Source organism: Actinomycetospora succinea (assembly GCF_004363095.1).
Taxonomy (GTDB): domain Bacteria; phylum Actinomycetota; class Actinomycetes; order Mycobacteriales; family Pseudonocardiaceae; genus Actinomycetospora; species Actinomycetospora succinea.
The window spans coordinates 1,254,344-1,273,232 of sequence record NZ_SNYO01000001.1 but is presented as its reverse complement, the minus strand read 5'-3'; the positions used below and the strand labels follow the sequence as shown (position 1 = coordinate 1,273,232).

General features: G+C 74.4%; 15 protein-coding genes. 10 read left to right on the top strand and 5 right to left on the bottom strand.

All coding sequences use genetic code 11. The features are described from left to right. Positions 1-65 precede the first annotated feature (65 nt). The 5 genes from EV188_RS06120 to EV188_RS06100 are packed head-to-tail and all read left to right on the top strand — an operon-like array spanning position 66 to position 3,529. Complete coding sequence (locus EV188_RS06120) at positions 66-659, top strand: dihydrofolate reductase family protein (protein WP_133825258.1); 594 nt, start codon at positions 66-68, stop codon at positions 657-659. Further along, entirely contained in the window at positions 656-1,249 is a 594-nt protein-coding gene (locus EV188_RS06115; RefSeq protein ID WP_243741497.1) for a dihydrofolate reductase family protein, read from the top strand. Before EV188_RS06120 ends, EV188_RS06115 begins: the two co-directional genes overlap by 4 nt. Beyond that, positions 1,249-1,863 carry a dihydrofolate reductase family protein gene (locus EV188_RS06110; RefSeq protein WP_133825257.1) on the top strand — a complete coding sequence of 205 codons (615 nt, stop codon included), beginning with the start codon at positions 1,249-1,251 and terminating at the stop codon, positions 1,861-1,863. Before EV188_RS06115 ends, EV188_RS06110 begins: the two co-directional genes overlap by 1 nt. 39 nt (positions 1,864-1,902) lie before the next feature. Next, entirely contained in the window at positions 1,903-2,280 is a 378-nt protein-coding gene (locus EV188_RS06105) for a YciI family protein (protein WP_133825256.1), read from the top strand. 4 nt (positions 2,281-2,284) lie between these two features. Next, positions 2,285-3,529: an RNA polymerase sigma factor gene (locus EV188_RS06100; RefSeq protein WP_133825255.1), complete on the top strand. Its 1,245-nt coding sequence runs from the start codon at positions 2,285-2,287 to the stop codon at positions 3,527-3,529. Here EV188_RS06100 and EV188_RS06095 read toward each other — a convergent pair whose 3' ends face one another. Beyond that, positions 3,530-4,096, bottom strand: coding sequence for a dihydrofolate reductase family protein (locus EV188_RS06095; RefSeq protein ID WP_166659729.1), 567 nt, complete (start codon positions 4,094-4,096; stop codon positions 3,530-3,532). Then, the gene (locus EV188_RS06090; RefSeq protein ID WP_166659728.1) at positions 4,093-4,968 is read right to left on the bottom strand and encodes an alpha/beta fold hydrolase; all 876 of its coding nucleotides are present in this window, start codon (positions 4,966-4,968) and stop codon (positions 4,093-4,095) included. The genes EV188_RS06095 and EV188_RS06090 overlap by 4 nt, the downstream gene beginning before the upstream one ends. 35 nt (positions 4,969-5,003) lie before the next feature. Between EV188_RS06090 and EV188_RS06085 the strand changes: the two genes are divergently transcribed. From EV188_RS06085 to EV188_RS06070, 4 genes are all read left to right on the top strand, one after another. After that, positions 5,004-5,462 (top strand): ester cyclase, encoded by a 459-nt coding sequence (locus EV188_RS06085; RefSeq protein ID WP_133825252.1) that lies wholly within the window; start codon positions 5,004-5,006, stop codon positions 5,460-5,462. A gap of 121 nt (positions 5,463-5,583) precedes the next feature. Further along, positions 5,584-8,370 carry a phosphoenolpyruvate carboxylase gene (ppc, locus tag EV188_RS06080; RefSeq protein WP_133825251.1) on the top strand — a complete coding sequence of 929 codons (2,787 nt, stop codon included), beginning with the start codon at positions 5,584-5,586 and terminating at the stop codon, positions 8,368-8,370. Positions 8,371-8,488: 118 nt separating this feature from the next. Beyond that, a complete protein-coding gene (locus EV188_RS06075; protein WP_133825250.1) occupies positions 8,489-10,324 on the top strand; it encodes a DICT sensory domain-containing protein in 1,836 nt (611 codons plus the stop codon). A gap of 251 nt (positions 10,325-10,575) precedes the next feature. Then, positions 10,576-10,872: a hypothetical protein gene (locus tag EV188_RS06070; protein ID WP_133825249.1), complete on the top strand. Its 297-nt coding sequence runs from the start codon at positions 10,576-10,578 to the stop codon at positions 10,870-10,872. Positions 10,873-10,875: 3 nt separating this feature from the next. On the opposite strand, the gene EV188_RS06065 is transcribed toward EV188_RS06070, so the two are convergent. Next, on the bottom strand, positions 10,876-11,586 hold the full coding sequence (locus EV188_RS06065) for a GNAT family N-acetyltransferase (protein ID WP_133825248.1): 711 nt from the start codon (positions 11,584-11,586) through the stop codon (positions 10,876-10,878). Between the two features lie 144 nt (positions 11,587-11,730). Between EV188_RS06065 and EV188_RS06060 the strand changes: the two genes are divergently transcribed. After that, positions 11,731-12,519 (top strand): esterase/lipase family protein, encoded by a 789-nt coding sequence (locus EV188_RS06060; protein WP_133825247.1) that lies wholly within the window; start codon positions 11,731-11,733, stop codon positions 12,517-12,519. A gap of 231 nt (positions 12,520-12,750) precedes the next feature. Here the strand turns inward: EV188_RS06060 and EV188_RS06055 are convergent, their stop codons facing one another. Beyond that, complete coding sequence (locus EV188_RS06055; RefSeq protein ID WP_133825246.1) at positions 12,751-14,214, bottom strand: glutamate synthase subunit beta; 1,464 nt, start codon at positions 14,212-14,214, stop codon at positions 12,751-12,753. Continuing rightward, on the bottom strand, positions 14,207-18,820 hold the full coding sequence (gene gltB / locus EV188_RS06050; protein WP_133825245.1) for a glutamate synthase large subunit: 4,614 nt from the start codon (positions 18,818-18,820) through the stop codon (positions 14,207-14,209). The genes EV188_RS06055 and gltB overlap by 8 nt, the downstream gene beginning before the upstream one ends. Positions 18,821-18,889: the final 69 nt, after the last annotated feature.

Sequence of the window (18,889 nt, the reverse complement as noted above, 5' to 3'; positions counted from 1 at the left end):
ATCGACGACGGCGGTCGCGACCGACGCAGGGGTGACCGAACCGACCGAGCACCCAGGAGCACGCCGTGACCCCGACCCCGCCCCGCACCGTCAGCGCCAACATCACCCTCTCCCTCGACGGCTTCGCCGCCGGCCCCGGCGGCGACATGTCGTGGCTGATCCGGACCGCCCTCGACGAGCAGTGCGCGTCCGGGTTCGCCGGCTGGTACCGCGGCGTCGACACCGTCCTGCTCGGCCGCACCAACTACGAAGGCTTCCACGGCTTCTGGCCCGCCGTCGCCGACGACCCGGCCGCCGACCCCCGCAGCCGCGACTTCTCCCGGTGGTTCGACGCCGTCGACAAGGTCGTCCTGTCCCGCACCCTGACGGAGGCGACCTGGGCGAACGCCCGCGTGGCCCGCGACCTCGAGGCGACCGTGAAGGAGCTGCGCGAGACCGCGGGCGGCACGATCGCGGTGTTCTCGAGCATCAGCCTCATCCGCGCCCTGCTCGCCGCCGACCTGCTCGACGAGCTGCGGATCACCCGCGTGCCGGCGGTCCTCGGCGCGGGCGTGCCGTTCTGGGCGGACGGCCTGCCGGGCTCCACCTGGACGGTCGCCCAGCTGCAGACCATCCCGACCGGGGCCGTCGTCACCACCCTCGTGAAGGAGACGTCGTGAGCAGGATCGTGCTGTGCATGTGGATGTCCCTCGACGGGTTCATCGCGGGCCCCGAGGACGGCCCGGACCAGGGGCTCGGGATCGGCGGGGAGCGCCTCCACGACTTCGTGACCTTCTCTGGTGACGACCACCCCTCGACCGCACACAGCCACGACGAGGTCGGGGCCGCCGTGATGGCCGACCTGATGACGAGCGGCGCGGTCCTCACCGGCCGGCGCACCTTCGACCTCGCCGGCGGCTGGGGCGGCGACCACCACGACGGCGTCCCGATCATCGTGCTGACCCGGTCGCCCGGGCCCGCGTCCGGGCTCGTCCGCTACGTCGCCGACGCGCGTGAGGCCGCCGCGGCGGCCCGGGAGGCCGCGGGCGGGAAGGACGTCCTGCTCCACGGCGCCTCGGCGGCCCGCGCGTTCCTGGCGGCCGGGGAGCTCGACGAGATGGCGCTGCAGATCGTGCCGGTGCTGCTCGGGCAGGGGCGCCGGCTGTTCGACGAGCTGCCGCCCGAGATCGTCGAGCTCGAACTGGTGGACAGCATGGACGGACCCGGTCAGGTGCACCTGCGCTACCGCGTGCTGCGGGGTGAGCGGTGATGGCGATCCGGCTGGACACCACGATCTCGCTCGACGGCTTCGTCGCCGGCCCCGACGACGGCCCCGACCACCCGATGGGCCGCGGCGGCTTCCGCCTCTTCGACTGGCTCGACCGCCGCAACGACCCCGGCCCGAGCGGCGAGGTCTACGCCGAGACCCTGGCCACCCGCGCCGTGCTCTCGGGCCGGCGCACCTACGAGCTGGCCGGGCGCTGGGGCGGCGACCACCACGACGGCGTCCCGATCATCGTCCTCACTCACACCGTCCCGGACGAGCCGCCGCCCGGCAGCGTCGTCTACGCCACCGACGTCCGCGACGCCGCGGCCCGGGCCCGCGCGGCGGCCGGGGACGGCGACGTCCTCGTCCACGGGGCGGGCATGGCCCAGGCCCTGCTGCGGGCCGGCGAGCTCGACGAGATGGAGCTGCACGTCGTCCCCGTCCTGCTCGGGCAGGGCCGGCGGCTCTTCGACCACCTCGGCGCAGAGCACACCGAGCTCGAGTTCGTGCGCCGGCTGACGACCCCGGACACCGAGGACCTCGCCCGGCGCGTGACCCACCTCCGCTATCGGATCCGGCGCGCTGTCGATTCCCGCGACCGGTCCGCGACGTCATAGTGAGGGCCCCACCACGGGGCCCACCGAGGAGACGACGACATGGGCCAGTACCTGATCCTGATCTACACCAGCGAGCCGTCGTGGGCCGCGATCGGCGAGGCGGAGGCCGGGGCCGTGACGGCCGCGCACCAGCGCTTCGGCCAGCAGCACGGCGCCGTGCTGCGCGGCGGCGGGTGGCTGCACCCGACGGCGACGGCCACGACGGTGCGCCGGCCCGACGGCCCCGCGCGGGAGGACCTCACCGCGGGGGCGGACGCGCTGGTCACCGACGGTCCCTACGTCGAGACCAAGGAGGCGCTGGCCGGCTACTACGTCATCGAGGTGCCCGACCTCGACACCGCGCTCGCCGTCGCCCGGGACGTCCCCGAGCCGTTCGGCGGCATCGAGGTGCGGCCGCTGCGGCCCACCTCGATGTAGCTCGATGACGAACGTCGCCCCGGCGGTCGGAGCCGCCGTCGCCGACGCGCACCGTCGCGAGTGGGCCTCCGTGCTCGCCGCGACGGTGCGCGTCACGCGCGACATCGACCTCGCCGAGGAGTGCGTGCAGGAGGCCTTCGCCCAGGCGCTCACGGCGTGGCGCGACGGCGTGCCGGCCCGCCCGGGCGCGTGGCTCACGACGGCAGCGCGCCGGCGGGCCCTCGACGTCCACCGGCGGGCGGCGGTGGCGCAGCGGGCGCTGCCGCTGCTGGTGGTGGACGAGGTCGCGCCGGAACCGTGGGGTGGGGCGGGCGGGAGACAACCCGACGACCTCCTCGCCCTGCTGTTCACGTGCTGCCACCCCGCGCTGACCGCGGAGGCGCGCGTGGCGCTGACGCTGCGCCTGCTCGGCGGGCTCTCGACGCCCGAGATCGCGCGCGCGTTCCTGGTCCCCGAGGCGACGATGGCCGCCCGCCTGACCCGCGCCAAGAAGAAGATCGCGGCCGCCGGGGTGCCCTTCCGCGTGCCCGTGCCGCAGGACGTGCCGCGCCGGCTCGCGAGCGTGCTGACCGTCGTCCACCTGGTGCTCACCACCGGGCACGCCGCGCCCACCGGCGCCGCCCTCGTCCGCGACGACCTCCTCGCCCGGGCCCACGACCTCGCGCGCCTGCTGCGCTCGCGCTTCCCCGACGACCCCGACGTCGCGGGCCTGCTGGCCCTGGTCCTGCTCACCGACGCGCGCCGGGCAGCGCGCGTCGACCCCGCGGGCGGCCTCGTCCTGCTCGCCGACCAGGACCGCGGGGCCTGGGACGCCGCGATGATCACCGAGGGACGGGCGCTGGTCCTCGAGGCGCTCACGCTCCGGCCCGTGAGCCGCTACGCCGTGCTCGCCGCGATCGCCGCCGTCCACGCCGACGCCCCCACGTTCGACGACACCGACTGGACGGAGATCGTCGGGCTCTACGACGTCCTCGCCGCGCGCTGGCCCTCCCCCGTCGTCACGCTCAACCGGGCGGTGGCCGTGGGGTTCGCCGACGGGCCCGACGCCGGGCTCGCGGCGCTGGACGCGCTGCGCGACGAGCCGCGCCTCGCGTCCTACGGCTACCTGGCCGCGGCGCGCGGGGAGCTGCTGCGCCGCGCCGGCCGACGCGACGAGGCGCGGACCGCACTCGAGGAGGCCACCCTGCTCACCGCCAACGACGTCGAGCGCGCGCTGCTCGCCGAGCGCCTGGCCTCCCTCGAGGCCTGATCAGCCCGTCACCGCGAACCGCAGGTGCGCCCCGCCCGCCGGGAACACCTCGCCGGCGATCTGGCGCAGGCCCAGCGGGCGGCCCAGCAGCGGCGTCCCGGCGCCGAGGGCGATCGGGGCGACGAACAGGTCGAGCTCGTCGACCTGCCCGGCGTCGACCAGCGCCCGCATGAGGGCCAGCGAGCCCCAGACCAGCACGATCCCGCCGGGCTCGGCGCGCATCGCCCGCAGGCGCGCGACGGCGTCGGGCACGACCTCGGCCGGGGCGTGGTCGCCCCACGGGGCCTCGATCAGCGTGGTCGACGCGACGAGCTTGGGCACGGCGTTGACCAGCGGCGCGACCGGCACCTCCCGGGCGAGGTCGGTGGGCCAGAACCGCACGAACGCCTCGTAGCTGCGCCGGCCGAGGACGACGGTGTCGACCTCGGGGATGAGGGCCTCGTTGAGCTCCATGCTGCGCCGGTCGGTCTCCTCGGGGACACCGGCGAAGATCTCGGTCTCGTCGGTGGGCCCGGCGGCGAACCCGTCCACCGAGATCCACTGCTGCACGACGACACGACGGTTCACCGCAGTCCCTCCAGGAGCCGGCGCAGGGTGGTCCCGAGCTGGTCGAGCCCCGGCTGCTCGACCGGCAGGTGGCCGGCGTCGTCCAGCATGACGACCTCGGTGGGCGCCGCGATGCGCCGCAGGAACCGGATGCTGAGCTCCGGCGGCGTCCACGTGTCGGCCGCGGGGTGGGCGAGCGTGACGGGGCAGACCCGGAAGTCCTCGGGCGCGACGGTGGGCCGCGACGTCATCCACGTCCGCAGGAAGCGCAGCGACACCCGGCCACCACCGCCGCGCGGGTCACGGCACACCAGCGCGGTCAGCTCCGGGTCGGCGGACATCGCCGTCATCCGCGTGAGCCAGCGGACCGGCACGCGAACGGGGTCGGCGATCCGGGCGGCGTCGAGGAGCGTCCGGCCGTGCTCGCCGAGCACGGGCCACCGGGCGGCGGCGCGGCGCACGCGGCGGTCGGACGGGTCGGCGAGGCAGGTCGCGACGACGTGGCGCACGGCCGACCCCACACTGGCCGCCACCTCGTAGGCGAGCATCCCGCCCAGGCTCGCGCCGACGAGGACGACCGGGCGCTGCTGGCCGCGCACGAGGTCGGCGACGCAGGCGATCCAGTCGGACCAGGTCACGGGCCCGCCGACGCGGGTGTCGCCGTAGCCGGGCAGGTCGGGGGCGATCACCTCGGCGCGCCCGTCGACCAGCCGGCCGTACGGCAGGAGCATCGCCCCGTGCCCGCCCGCGCCGTGCAGGAGGATCACGACCGCCGCCGCGTCGGGGGCGGGCAGGCGGTGCAGCCGCACGTCGTGCGCGCCCCACCGCCACCACTCGCCGGTCGTAGCCGGCCCGTCGCGGAGCTCGGGCGGGTAGTGGGCGGTGTAGTCCACAGCCCAGCACCCTACGAACGTGCGAGCATCGGACGATGACCAAGGCGGTCCAGGACATGATGGTCGCGGTCGAGCGCGCCCGGGACGCGTTCGCCGCGGCGCTGCACGCGGGCGACCTCGACGCAGCGCTGGGCATGGTCACCGACGACGTGGCGCTCTCGACGCTGCCGGCGGGCACCGGCGCGCGCGGCGCCGACGCGCTGCGCCGCCACCTGGCCGACGACGTGCTGCCCCACCGTCCTGCCGACCTCGAGATCACCCGCGTCTCGCGGACCACCGACCGCTGGCGGGTCGTCGACGAGCAGCGGGTCGCGTTCACCCACGACCGCGCGATGCCCTGGCTCCTGCCCGGCGCCGCGCCGACGGGGCGGCGCGCCGAGGTGCTCGCGATCACCGTCGTCGCCGTGCGCCGCGAGAAGATCACCGAGTACCGCACGCTGTGGGACCACCACGGCCTGCTCGAGCAGCTCGGCCTCCTGCCCGCCGCGGCCTGACCCGTCACCGGCCCGATCCCGCGGGGAGGTGTCCCGACGACCGATCGGGGGCACAATCGCGGGGCGTCCCCGTCGTCGCGGACCACCCATCACCGGGCAGGCCGACCAGGAGGGCGTCCTCATGAGCGAGAACGAGAGCGGCGACCGGCCCGCGCGGGCCGACCGGGTCCCCAGCGAGGGCACCGTCGCCTCGGAGTCGGAGCACTCGGCGCTGCGGGCGGACATCCGCCGTCTGTCGACGCTGCTCGGGCGCACGGTCGCCGCGCAGCACGGCGACGACATGCTCGAGCTGGTCGAGAAGGTGCGCCGTCTCGTGCGCGAGGTGCCGGAGCGCGGGGACACCGCGATCCGCGACCTGCTCGCCGAGCTCGACCCGGGCACCGCCGCGGTCCTCGGCCGCGCGTTCGCGACCTACTTCCACCTCGCGAACCTCGCCGAGCAGCTCCACCGCAGCCAGGAGCGCGCCGCCGTGCACGCCGAGGGGCGCGGCCCGCTGCACCTGCTCGTCGACCGTCTCGTCAGCGACGCCGACCCCGACGAGCTCGCGACCGCCCTGTCCCGCCTCGAGCTCGAGCCGGTGTTCACCGCGCACCCCACCGAGGCCCAGCGGCAGTCGGTGCTCGGCAAGCTGCGCGCGATCGCGACCGTGCTGGCCGACGAGCTGCCCGAGGAGGTCGCGGAGACCCGGCTGCACCGGCTCGTCGACCTCATCTGGCAGACCGATGAGATCCGCCCCGAGCGCCCGACCGTGCTCGACGAGGCGCGCTCGGTCGCCTACTACCTCGAGCAGCTCGGGCGCCGCACGGTCCCCGAGGTGCTCACCGAGCTCGACGACGAGCTGGCGCGCGTGGGCCTGCGCCTGCCCGAGCACTCGCGGCCGCTGGTGCTCGGGTGCTGGGTCGGCGGCGACCGCGACGGCAACCCGAACGTCACCGCCGACCTCACGCTCGAGACGATGCGGATCTACGGCGAGCGGGGCGTGCGCATCCAGAGCGAGCTGCTCGAGGAGCTCGTCCAGGAGCTGTCGCTCTCGACGCGCCTGGTCGGCGTCAGCGAGGACCTGCGCCGCAGCCTCGCCCGCGACCGCCGGGCCCTCCCCGAGGTCTACGACCGGTTCGTGCGGCTCAACGCCGAGGAGCCCTACCGGCTCAAGTGCTCCTACATCCACGCGCGCCTGGAGAACACCCGCCGCCGCTACGCCGAGGACACGCCCCACCGCCCCGGCCGCGACTACCTCGGCGCCGACGAGTACCTGCGCGACCTCGAGGTCATGGACGTCTCGCTGCGCGGCCACCAGGGCGAGCGGATCGCCGACGGCGGCCTGCGCGACGTCATGCGCAGCGCCAACGCCGTCGGGCTGCACCTCGCGAGCGTCGACGTCCGCGAGCACACGACCTACCACCACACGACGCTGGCGGCGCTGTTCGACCGGGTCGGCGAGCTCGCGACCCCGTACGGCGAGCTCGACCACCACGGGCGCCGCGAGGTGCTCTCCGCCGAGCTCGCCGGGCGCCGCTCGCTCACCCCGCGGCGCGACCGGCCGTTCGACGACTCGGTGACCGAGACCCTCGAGGTCTTCGACTGCATCCGCACCGTGCAGGACACCTACGGCCAGGAGGCCCTGCACACCTACGTCATCTCGATGGCGCAGAACGTCGACGACATCCTCGCCGTCGCCGTGCTCGCGCGGGAGGCGGGGCTGGTCGAGCTGACCGCCGACGGCGCGGTGTCGTCGCTGGACATCGTGCCGCTGTTCGAGACCGCGACCGAGCTCAAGATCTCCGGCGACCTGCTCGACGGGATGCTCTCCGACCCGTCGTACCGGGCGCTCGTCGCCGCCCGGGGCGACGTGCAGGAGATGATGCTGGGCTACTCCGACTCCAACAAGGGCGCCGGGCTGACCACCTCGCAGTGGTCGATCCACCAGGCGCAGCGCCAGCTGCGCGACGTCGCCGCCAAGCACGGGGTGCGGCTGCGCCTGTTCCACGGCCGCGGCGGGTCGGTCGGGCGCGGCGGCGGGCCGGCCGGCGAGGCGATCGCGGCGCAGCCGCACGGCGTGGTCGACGCGGTGATGAAGGTGACCGAGCAGGGCGAGGTCATCTCCGACAAGTACTCGCTGCCCGCGCTGGCCCGGGACAACCTCGAGACCATGCTCTCGGCGGTGCTCGACGCGACGCTGCTGCACCAGACCTCACGGGTGGAGGCGGCGACGCTCAAGCGCTGGGACGAGGCGATGGACGTCATCTCCGACGCCGCCCAGGAGGCCTACGACCAGCTGATCTCCCACGAGAGCCTGCCGGACTTCTTCACCCAGGCCACGCCCGTCGACGAGCTCTCGATGCTCAACGTGGGCTCGCGGCCCGGCAAGCGGCCCGGCGCGGGCGGGCAGACGTCGCTGTCGGACCTGCGCGCGATCCCCTGGGTCTTCGGCTGGACGCAGACCCGGATGATCGTGCCGGGCTGGTTCGGCCTGGGCTCGGGGCTCAAGGCCGCCCACGACGCCGGCTACTCCGAGGTCGTCGACGAGATGCGCGACTGGGCGTTCTTCGCGAACCTCATCTCCAACGTCGAGATGACCCTCGCGAAGACCGACATGCGCATCGCCGGGTTCTACGTCGCCGAGCTCGTCGACCCGGAGCTCCAAGAGGTCTTCGAGATCATCAAGGCCGAGCACGGGGTGACCGAGCGCGAGGTCCTCAAGCTCTCCCCCGGCGGCACGCTGCTCGGCGGCAATCCGCTGCTGCGCCGGACCCTCGACATCCGCGAGGGCTATCTCGAGCCGCTGCACCACCTGCAGGTGCACGCGCTCGCCGAGCGCCGCAAGGTCGACGAGCCCGACCCGGACCTCCAGCGGGCGCTGCTCCTGACGGTCAACGGCATCTCGGCCGGGATGCGCAACACGGGCTGAGACGTGTCCACCGTTCGCCGCCACTGGTAGTCCTTTCGCCGCACTCGCTGGCGCTCCGAGGGTCACGACTCCCACCGTTGGGGGTATCGCGACATCACTCGGACGGAGGAGGCAGTCGGTGGGCGACGACGAAGTGCGCACGGAGACTCCCTGGTCGCCGGACCGGCCGACGACGGCCTCGAAGCGCTCGCTGGTGGCCGTCTCGCACGCGATCGAGGCCGCCGTCCTCGCCGGCCCGGTGGTGTCGCCGACGGTCGTCGTGGCGCTCTTCCAGCACCAGGCGTACTTCGCCCGGGAGTACGCGGTGTACGAGCGGATCGCCGCGGCGGGCGCCGTCGTCGTCCTCGCGTTCGCCGACGGCGAGCACCACGACGTGCCCCCGGGCTGCCAGCTCGTCGTCCTCGACCCGGCCGAGCCCCTGGCCGACGAGTGGACCGTCATCGCCGTCGGCCCGGAGGCCGGCGCGTACCTCGTCGCCACCGACGCCCACAGCATCGACCCGACGGAGTACACGCTCGAGGCCGGGCGGGAGTTCGTCGGGCGCTGGGGCTGGTCGCGGGTGCAGGCCGCCAACGAGCTCGCCCGGATGCGCTCGGCGCTCGGTCCCCGCCTCGACACCGCCGTCGGCTACACGGTCGACGGGCTGCTCGCGCGGGTCATGCCGGCCGGCGGGGCGGCCGCGGCCTCCGGGGGCACGGTCGGCGAGCGCTGGGCCACCCACGCGCTGCACCGGATGATCCAGCGCATGCAGGACGCCCGCGAGGGCACGCGCGTGCTGCGCGCCCAGCTCGTCGACGCGCACGCCGCCGTCGCCGCCCGCAGCGCGGCGAACGTCGACCCGCAGTCGGGGATGACCACCCCCGAGTTCCTCGCCCGCTGGACCAGCACGGGCGGCCCGACCGCGCTGCCGGTCGGCGTGGCCCTGTTCGACGTCGCGGCGCTCGACGACGCCGAGCACCGCCTCGGGCGCCGCGCGGCCTACCACGCGGCCCGGCGCGTCGCGGCAGCCGTGAGCGAGCCGCTGGGCCCGGTCGACGCTGCGGTCCGGCTCTCCGAGCGGGAGTTCGCGATCGTGGTGCCCGGCGCCTCGTCCAAGCACCTGGCGGGCCTCGTCGACGCCGTCGTCGAGCAGCTCGAGCTGTCCTCCGAGGGCTACCCCAACGTGGCGCTCGCCGGGCCGGCCGCCTGGACGGTGACCCTCGCCCGGCCGCTGCCCCTCGACGACCTGCACCTCGCCCTCGGCTCCCCCGACCAGGACGCCACGACCCTGACCGGCGACCCGATCCGGGTGCGCGAGCCCGGCGGCGCGCACGCCGGGTCCCACCACCGCGAGGAGCCCCTCACCGACCGGATGCCCCGCGTGCGCGTGCCCGACGGCGCGACCACGGAACCGCCCGAGGGGGATCTGCCCGGCGCCGAGGACCTGCCCGTCGCGGGGGTGCCGCTCACGCCGCTGGAGCCGGTCGGTGCCGCGCCGTCCGACGAGCCCGCGGCCGACGACGCCCCCGACCACCACGGGCCGCTGTCGGGTCCGTGGCCCGTGCCGAACGGCGCCGATGGTCCGAACGGCGTCTCGCACGGCTCCGACGGCTTCGACCCGTTCGGGGCCGCCGTGCCCTCGCGTCCCGGCGAGCGCCCCCACACCGACGGAGGCGCTCCGGCCGACGACGCCGACGACCGCCCGTCCGGCCCCGTCCGCACGCCCAGCCCCTCCCCGCGAGGCGGGCGACGCCGGCTGACCGGCGGCGAGTCGGCGCTGAGCATGCTCCAGGACCTCCCCCGCCGGCCGCGGCGGGACGGGCTGAACCCCCGACGCGGCGGCCCGGCCGGTGGCCCGGCCGAGGAATCGCCGGGCACCCGGTCCTCGGGTGCCGCCCCCTGGCCGACGTCCCCCGAGTCGGGTCTGCGCGCACCGGGCGACGCCGGCGGCGACCCGCCCCCGACCGCCTCCTGAGGCCGACGGGCACGGTCGCGACCCCCGCCTCCACCGCCGAACGGGTCACCCCGCCCCTCCCTGCGGCAGACGGCACGACCGGACGGGCGACACACGAGCGGGCGGACCACCCGTCGCGGAATCGGTTCAGCTCGGCGCGGGCCGTCGCGCGCCGCTCGTCGGGAGGACGCCCGGACGGCTTCACTGGAGCCGAGTCGGCCCGACCCGGGCGTCGCGTCCGCGGCGCCGCCGGACCGGCGGGAGGAGAACCGGTGACCTACGACGCGGTCAGTGCCTACACGGTGCTGTTCGGGGACGGCGAATCCCCGGCCACCGTCAGCGTGCACGGCTCGGCCGAGGACGCCTGGGGCGCGCTCGACGTCCTCGTGCGCGGGCGCTCCCGCCGCTGGCGCGCCCGCCAGGTGGGGGTGGACGAGGACCGGGTCACCGAGCTCGCCGAGCGCTGGCGTCTCGCCGACCCGGAACGCCGCTACTGGCAGGTCGCCCCGCACCGGCTGCGGGTCACGGTGCCGGCGATCGCCGGGCGCCCGCAGTCCCGCCCCGCGTAGGGCCTACTTGAGGACGCGCGCCTGCTCCACCTCTGCGGCGTCCAGCGCGCGGAACGTCACGCGCAGGCGACCGAGACGGCGCGTCTCCCAGCGGTCGATCGCGGGCAGGAACCCCGCCCGCTCGCAGCCCTTGAGGCTCGCGATGTTGTCGACCCCGACGAACGTGAGGACGTCGCGGGCGCCGAGGTCGCGCGCCTTCTCCGCGATCATCGACATGCCGGCGCTCATGATCCGCCGGCCTTGGTGCCGGGTCGGCGTGAACGCGCCCTCGAGCAGGGCTTCTCCAGGGGCGAGCTCGGGGAAGATGCCGTGGAAGAAGTCGCGGACCTCGGCGTTCTCGTCCGGCCCGAACAGCCACTGCACGTAGCAGGGGTCGTCGTCGGGGTCGACCGCCACGTACGGCGTCCCGATCCCGCGCTCGAGCAGGCGGACCCGCGTGTGGCGCTCCCAGCGCTCCGCCTCGTCGACCTCGGCGTGCTCGTCGAGGATGAGCGGGACGTCGGCCTCGGTGAGCTTCCGGACCGAGATCGGGATCTTCGCGACGGGGGTCTCGTGGGGCGCCGTCAGGTCGCGCTTGAGCCCGTAGGCGTGCGTCGACGACGACACCCGCTTGCTCAGCCGCTTGGCGGTCTCCTTGTAGGTGCCCGACTCGACGGTGTACTTCGCCGCCCTGGCGTACCGCGCCGCCGTGGCACCGACCTCCTGCACATCCACTGCGTGTCCCTCCCGCGAAATGTGGGGGCGGACCCTACCCCCTCGACGGGGTTGCCCACCGGACACGGGGCGTCATGCCGACCAGGCTCGTGACCAGCTCAGACGCCGGGCACCGGGCCCGGCTCCCGGTCCTGGAGGTGGGTCATGGACATGCCGTCGACGGTGCGCCGCCACCTCCGCGAGGTGGTCTCGGCGCTGCGGGTGCTCGCCACGGTGCTCGGCACCCTGCTGCTCGCCGCGCTGCCCACCGGTCGCGTCCGCGCCCCGGAGCCCACGACCCCGGTCGCCGACGCGCGCTCGCTCGTCGTCCTGGTGCACGGCTTCGGGGCCGGCCCCGACTGCTGGGACGCCGTGGCCGCCGCGCTGGGCGGGCCGGGCGTCGCCGTCGTCACCCACCGCTACACCTGGACCGCGGGCGTCGACACGCTCGGCGCAGCCCTGGCCGACGAGGTCGAGGACCTCGCCCGCCGCAGCGGCGCCCGGTCGGTGACGCTGGTCGGGCACAGCCTCGGCGGGGTCATCGTCGCGGCGGGCCTGGCCGGCGGGCGCCTCGGCGGGATCGTCACCCGCGTCGTCACCGTCGCCGCCCCGCTGCGCGGCACCCGGTGGGCGCGCCTCTTCCCCGTCGGCGCCGTCCGCGACCTGCGCGCCGGCTCCCCCGTCCTGCGCGCGCTCGCCGACGTCCCCGCGACGGCGGGCGTCCCCTGGACCACGGTGGCCTCGCGGGCCGACGTCGTCGTCACCCCCGCCGCCGCGACCCTCGAGGACACCGACACGGTCGTCCTCGACGGCATCGGGCACTGCGCGCTGCTCCGCGACGCGGACGTCATCGCCCGCGTCGCGGGCCTCACCCGCCCCGTCCGCCGCACCCGCGCGACGGTCATCCCCGCCCGCCCGGTGCCGGCGCGCCCGGCCCTCACCCTCGTCGCCTAGAGGATCGCCGGAGCCCGGAGATCAGGGGCGACGTCACGCACGTCGGCACGCCGAGCGGGTGCACCACGTCGCCCCTGATCTCCCGACTGGCGCCGACCCGGCTCACCGCACGGCGCCCGCTCGTCCGCCGGGGCGCACACGCTCGCCCGTCCGCGCACGCCCCCGGACGAACGAACGGCGCTGTCGCTGCTTCGGAAGCAGCGAGAGCGCCGTTCGTTCGCCCAGGGCCGATCAGGCCAGCGCGCGGTCCGTCGGGTTGATCGGGCGCGGGAGGACGTCGCGGCCCGTGAGGAACGCGTCGACGCCGGCGGCGGCCGAGCGGCCCTCGGCGATCGCCCAGACGATCAGCGACTGCCCGCGTCCCGCGTCGCCCGCGGCGAAGACGCCGGGCACCGAGGACTGGTAGTCGTCGCCGCGCCGGACGTTGCCGCGGTCGTCGTACTCGACGCCGAGGCTGTCGAGCAGGCCCTCCTTCTGCGGGCCGAGGAAGCCCATCGCGAGGAAGACGAAGTCGGCCGGGATCTCGCGCTCGCTGCCCTCGACCGGCACGAACCTCCCGTCGACGCGCTCGACGTCGACGAGGCGCAGTGCGCGCAGGTTGCCGTGCTCGTCGCCGAGGAACTCGTCGGTGTTGACCGAGAACAGCCGCTCGCCGCCCTCCTCGTGGGCCGAGGAGATCCGGAAGATCATCGGGTAGGTCGGCCAGGGGTTGGTGCCCGGGCGCTCCGATGGCGGGATCGGCATGATCTCGAGCTGGGTCACCGACTTCGCACCCTGGCGGTGGGCGGTCCCGACGCAGTCGGCGCCGGTGTCGCCGCCGCCGATGACGACGACGTCCTTGCCGGCGACGTCGATGTAGGAGCGCTCGTAGTCGCCCTGCTGCACCTTGTTCGACGGCGGCAGGTACTCCATCGCCTGGTGGATCCCGGCGTGCTCTCGGCCGGTGATCGGCAGGTCGCGCCAGGCCGTGGCGCCGACGGAGAGGACGACGGCGTCGTGGTCGGCGCGCAGCTTCTCGACCGACAGGTCGGTGGCGGCGGGGCCGCCGACCTCGACGCCCGCGAAGAACCGCGTCCCCTCGGCCACCATCTGCTCGAGACGGCGGTCGAGGCGCTTCTTCTCCATCTTGAACTCGGGGATGCCGTAGCGCAGCAGGCCGCCGATGCGGTCGGCGCGCTCGTAGACGGTGACGTCGTGACCGGCGCGCGTGAGCTGCTGGGCGGCGGCGAGACCCGCGGGCCCCGACCCGACGACGGCGACCGACTTGCCGGTCTTCGTCTCGGGCAGCACAGGGCGCACGAAGCCCTCGTCCCAGGCGCGGTCGATGATCTCGATCTCGACCTGCTTGATCGTCACCGGGTCGGAGTTGATCCCGAGCACGCACGCGGACTCGCACGGCGCCGGGCACAGCGTCCCGGTGAACTCCGGGAAGTTGTTGGTCGCGTGCAGCCGCTCGATGGCCTCGGCCCAGTCGTCGCGCCACACCAGGTCGTTCCACTCGGGGATCATGTTCCCGAGCGGGCAGCCCTGGTGGCAGAACGGGATGCCGCAGTCCATGCAGCGCCCGGCCTGCTTGCGCAGGGTCGCCGGGTTGAACTCCTCGTAGACCTCGTGCCAGTCACGGATCCGGATGTCGACGGGCCGCCGGCGCGGGAGCTCCCGTCCGGTGGTCATGAAACCGCGAGGGTCAGCCACGAGCTGCCTCCATGATCGCTTCGTTCACGTCGCGGCCGTTGCGCTCGGCGTCGGCGGTCGCCTGCAGCACCCGCTTGAAGTCGGTGGGCATCACCTTGGTGAACCGCGGCAGGGCGGCGTCCCAGTCGGTGAGCAGGTCGTGCGCCACGGCCGAGTCGGTGGCGGCGTAGTGCCGCTCCACGAACGACCGGAGCTCCTCGACGTCGTCCGGTCCGACGACCTCGAGCTCGACCATCTGGTGGTTGACCCGGCTCTCCTGCAGGTCGAGCACGTAGGCGACGCCGCCGGACATGCCCGCGGCGAAGTTGCGCCCGGTCGTGCCGAGGATGACCGCGCGGCCGCCGGTCATGTACTCGCAGCCGTGGTCGCCGACGCCCTCGACGACGGCCAGCGCGCCGGAGTTGCGGACGCAGAAGCGCTCGCCGACCTTGCCGCGCAGGAACACCTCGCCGGCGGTGGCGCCGTAGAGGATGACGTTGCCGGCGACGATGTTCTGCTCGGCGACGAACGCGGCCTGCGGGTGCGGGCGCACCGAGAGCCGCCCGCCGGACAGACCCTTGCCGAAGTAGTCGTTGGTGTCGCCGATGAGCCGCATCGTGATGCCGTGCGGGAGGAAGGCGCCGAACGACTGGCCGCCGGACCCGGTGAACGTGATGTCGATGGTGTCGTCGGGCAGGCCCTTGCCGCCCCAGCGCCGGGTGACCTCGGAGCCGAGCATCGTGCCGACGGTGCGGTTGACGTTGCGCACCGGCAGCTCGAGGCGGACGGGGGTGCCGTCGGCGATCGCGCCCTCGGCGAGCTGGATCAGCGTGTGGTCCAGCGCCTTCTCCAGGCCGTGGTCCTGCGGCTTGGTCTGGTGCAGCGCCTGGCCCGCGAAGTTCGCCGGCGGGTCGGGGCGGTGCAGGACCGGGGAGAGGTCGAGGCCCTCGGCCTTCCAGTGGGACTCGGCGGCGCGGGTGTCGAGGACCTCGGTGCGCCCGATGGCCTCCTCGATCGACCGGAAGCCGAGCGCCGCGAGGTGCTCGCGGACCTCCTGGGCGATGAACTCCATGAAGGCGACGACGTACTCGGCCTTGCCGTCGAACTTCTGGCGCAGCACGGGGTTCTGGGTCGCGACGCCGACCGGACAGGTGTCGAGGTGACAGACCCGCATCATGATGCAGCCGCTGACCACGAGCGGGGCGGTCGCGAAGCCGAACTCCTCGGCGCCCAGCAGGGCGGCGATGACGACGTCGCGGCCGGTCTTGAGCTGGCCGTCGGTCTGCACGACGATCCGGTCGCGCAGGCCGTTGGCCAGCAGCGTCTGCTGGGTCTCGGCGAGCCCGAGCTCCCACGGACCACCCGCGTGCTTGATCGAGCTCAGCGGCGAGGCGCCAGTGCCGCCGTCGTGCCCGGAGATCAGGACGACGTCGGCGTGGGCCTTCGCCACGCCCGCCGCGACCGTGCCGACCCCGACCTGCGAGACGAGCTTGACGTGCACGCGCGCCCGCGGGTTGGCGTTCTTGAGGTCGTGGATGAGCTGGGCGATGTCCTCGATCGAGTAGATGTCGTGGTGCGGCGGCGGCGAGATGAGGCCGACCCCGGGCGTGGAGTACCGGGTCTTCGCGATCCACGGGTAGACCTTGTGGCCGGGCAGCTGGCCGCCCTCGCCGGGCTTGGCGCCCTGGGCGATCTTGATCTGGAGGTCGTCGGAGTTGACGAGGTACTCGCTCGTCACCCCGAAGCGCCCGGACGCGACCTGCTTGACCGCCGAGCGGCGCGAGTCGCCGTTGGCGTCGCGGGTGAAGCGGTCCGGGTCCTCGCCGCCCTCGCCGGTGTTGGAGCGCCCGCCGAGGCGGTTCATGGCGATGGCCAGCACCTCGTGCATCTCCTGCGAGATCGACCCGTAGGAGATGGCGCCGGTGTTGAACCGCTTGACGATCTCGGAGACCGGCTCGACCTCGTCGATCGGCACGGGCGTCCGGCCGGTGTCGGCGTCGGACTTGAACCCGAACAGCCCCCGGAGCGTCAGCAGCCGCGAGCTCTGCTCGTCGACGGCGCTCGTGTACTCCTTGAACGTGTCGTAGTTCTGCGTGCGCGTGGAGTGCTGCAGCTTGAACACCGTGTGCGGGTTGAAGACGTGCAGCTCGCCCTCGCGGCGCCACTGGTACTCGCCGCCGACCGCGAGCTCGCGGTGGTCGGCCTTGACGCCGTCCGCGGGCCAGGCCTGGCGGTGGCGCAGGGCGACCTCCTCGGCGAGGACGTCGTAGCCCACGCCGCCGAGCCGCGAGGTGGTGCCGGCGAAGCAGTCGTCGACGACCTCGGTGCCGAGACCGATCGCCTCGAACACCTGGGCGCCCATGTACGACGCGACCGTCGAGATGCCCATCTTGCTCATGACCTTGCGGACGCCCTTGGCCAGCGCCTCGACCACGTTGCGGGTCGCCGTGCCGGAGGTGACGCCGGTGATGATGCCGCGGTCGATGAGGTCGTCGACCGTGTCGAGCGCGAGGTACGGGTTGACCGCGCTCGCGCCGTAGCCCAGCAGCAGCGAGACGTGGTGGGTCTCGCGGACGTCGCCGGCCTCGACGACGAGGTCGACCCGGGTGCGGGTCTTCTCGCGCACGAGGTGGTGGTGCACGGCGCCGGTGAGCAGCAGCGACGGGATCGGCGCGTGCTCGGCGTCGGAGTTGCGGTCGGACAGGATGATGATGCGCGCGCCGTCGGCGACCGCCGTCCCGACCTCCTCGCGGATCTCCGCGAGCCGGGTGCGCAGCGCGTCGCCGCCGCCGGCGTGGTGGTAGAGCCCCGAGACCACGTACGGCGCGAACCCGGGCAGGTCGCCGTCGTCGTTGATCCCGACGATCTGGGCGAGCTCGTCGTCGTCGAGCACCGGCAGCGGCAGCACCACGCGCCGCGCGGAGGCCGGCGAGGCGTCGAGCAGGTTGGTCTCCGAGCCCAGGTGCACCTGCAGCGAGGTGACGAGCTCCTCGCGGTAGGCGTCCAGCGGCGGGTTGGTGACCTGCGCGAAGAGCTGCACGAAGTAGTCGAACAGCACCCGGCTGCGGGAGGAGAACGGCGCCAGCGGCGCGTCGTTGCCCATCGAGCCGGTGGCCTCGGCGCCGGTGGTCGCCATCGGGCGCAGCAGCAGCGAGACCTCCTCGCCGGTGTAGCCGAAGGACTGCTGGCGGCGCACGAGGGTGTCGTGCTTGAACGCGATGCGCTCGCGGACGGGCAGGTCGGCGAGCTCGACCATGCCGGCGTGCAGCCACTCGTCGTACGGGTGCTCGGCGGCGAGCTCGCCCTTGATCTCGTCGTCGTCGACGATGCGCCGCCCGACGGTGTCGACGAGGAACATGCGGCCGGGCTCGAGGCGGCCCTTGCGCACGATCGTGGTCGGGTCGATGTCGAGCACGCCGACCTCGGAGCCGAGCACGACGAGGCCGTCCTCGGTGACCCAGTAGCGCGCCGGGCGCAGGCCGTTGCGGTCGAGCACCGCGCCGATCACCGAGCCGTCGGTGAACGCGGCGAGCGCCGGGCCGTCCCAGGCCTCCATCAGCGTGGAGTGGTAGCGGTAGAAGGCCCGGCGGGCCGGGTCCATCTCGGTGTGGTTCTCCCACGCCTCCGGGATCATCATCAGCACCGCGTGCGGCAGCGTGCGTCCGCCGAGGTGCAGCAGCTCGAGCACCTCGTCGAAGGTCGCCGAGTCGCTGGCGTCCGGCGTGACGATCGGGAACAGGCGGTCGAGCTCGGCCTCGCCGAAGGCGCCGGTGGCGAGCATCGACTCGCGCGCGGCCATCCAGTTCCGGTTGCCGCGCAGCGTGTTGATCTCGCCGTTGTGCGCGAGGTAGCGGTACGGGTGCGCGAGGCTCCACGCCGGGAACGTGTTCGTGGAGAAGCGGCTGTGCACCAGCGCGATCGAGCTGGTCGTGCGCTCGTCGCCGAGGTCGGCGAAGAACGGCTCGACCTGCGGCTCGGCGAGCATGCCCTTGTAGACGACGGTGCGCCCGGACAGGCTCGGGAAGTAGGTCTCGACGCCCGCCGCGCGGGTCTCGTGCTCGACGCGCTTGCGGACGGCGAAGGCGCGGCGCTCGAGCGTCATCACGATGCCCGCGTCGTCGTCCCCCGCGTTCGGCGTGTCGACCACGTGGTGCACGGCGGCGGGCAGGCCCAGGAAGAGCTGGCGGAACCGCGGCATGACCTCGCGGGCGGTCTGCCCGATGCCGGCGCCGTCGGGGTCGACGGGCAGCTCGCGCCAGGCGAGGACGTCGAGGCCCTCCTCGGCGGCGATGCGCGCGACGATCTCCTCGACGACGGCCGGGTCGGCGTCCGCGGGCAGGAAGGCGTTGCCGACGGCGTAGCGACCGGCCTCCGGCAGCTCGAGCCCGGCCTCGGCCAGGACCGGGCGGTAGAGCCCGTCCGGGACCTGCAGGAGGATGCCGGCGCCGTCACCGGTCTCCGGCTCGGCGCCGCGGGCGCCGCGGTGCTCGAGGTTCAGCAGTGCGGTGAGGCCGCGGGTGACCGTGCGGTGGTCGCGGCGCCCGGCGATGTCGGCCACGAAGGCGACGCCGCAGGCGTCGTGCTCGTACGCCGGGTCGTAGAGGCCCTCGCTCTGGCGGTTCTCCACGTTCGCCTCCGATCGTCGCTTCCGCGCAGGTGGTGGTGGTGCCGGGGTCCGGCGTGGTGGTCGTGGGTC

What these genes read in the sequence shown, in the direction of transcription:
- EV188_RS06110 (WP_133825257.1), top strand. Translation starts at nt 1,249, where the DNA reads ATGGCGATCCGGCTGGACACCACGATCTCGCTCGACGGCTTCGTCGCC.
- ppc (WP_133825251.1), top strand. Translation starts at nt 5,584, where the DNA reads ATGAGCGAGAACGAGAGCGGCGACCGGCCCGCGCGGGCCGACCGGGTC.
- EV188_RS06100 (WP_133825255.1), top strand. Translation starts at nt 2,285, where the DNA reads ATGACGAACGTCGCCCCGGCGGTCGGAGCCGCCGTCGCCGACGCGCAC.
- EV188_RS06105 (WP_133825256.1), top strand. Translation starts at nt 1,903, where the DNA reads ATGGGCCAGTACCTGATCCTGATCTACACCAGCGAGCCGTCGTGGGCC.
- EV188_RS06060 (WP_133825247.1), top strand. Translation starts at nt 11,731, where the DNA reads ATGGACATGCCGTCGACGGTGCGCCGCCACCTCCGCGAGGTGGTCTCG.
- EV188_RS06085 (WP_133825252.1), top strand. Translation starts at nt 5,004, where the DNA reads ATGACCAAGGCGGTCCAGGACATGATGGTCGCGGTCGAGCGCGCCCGG.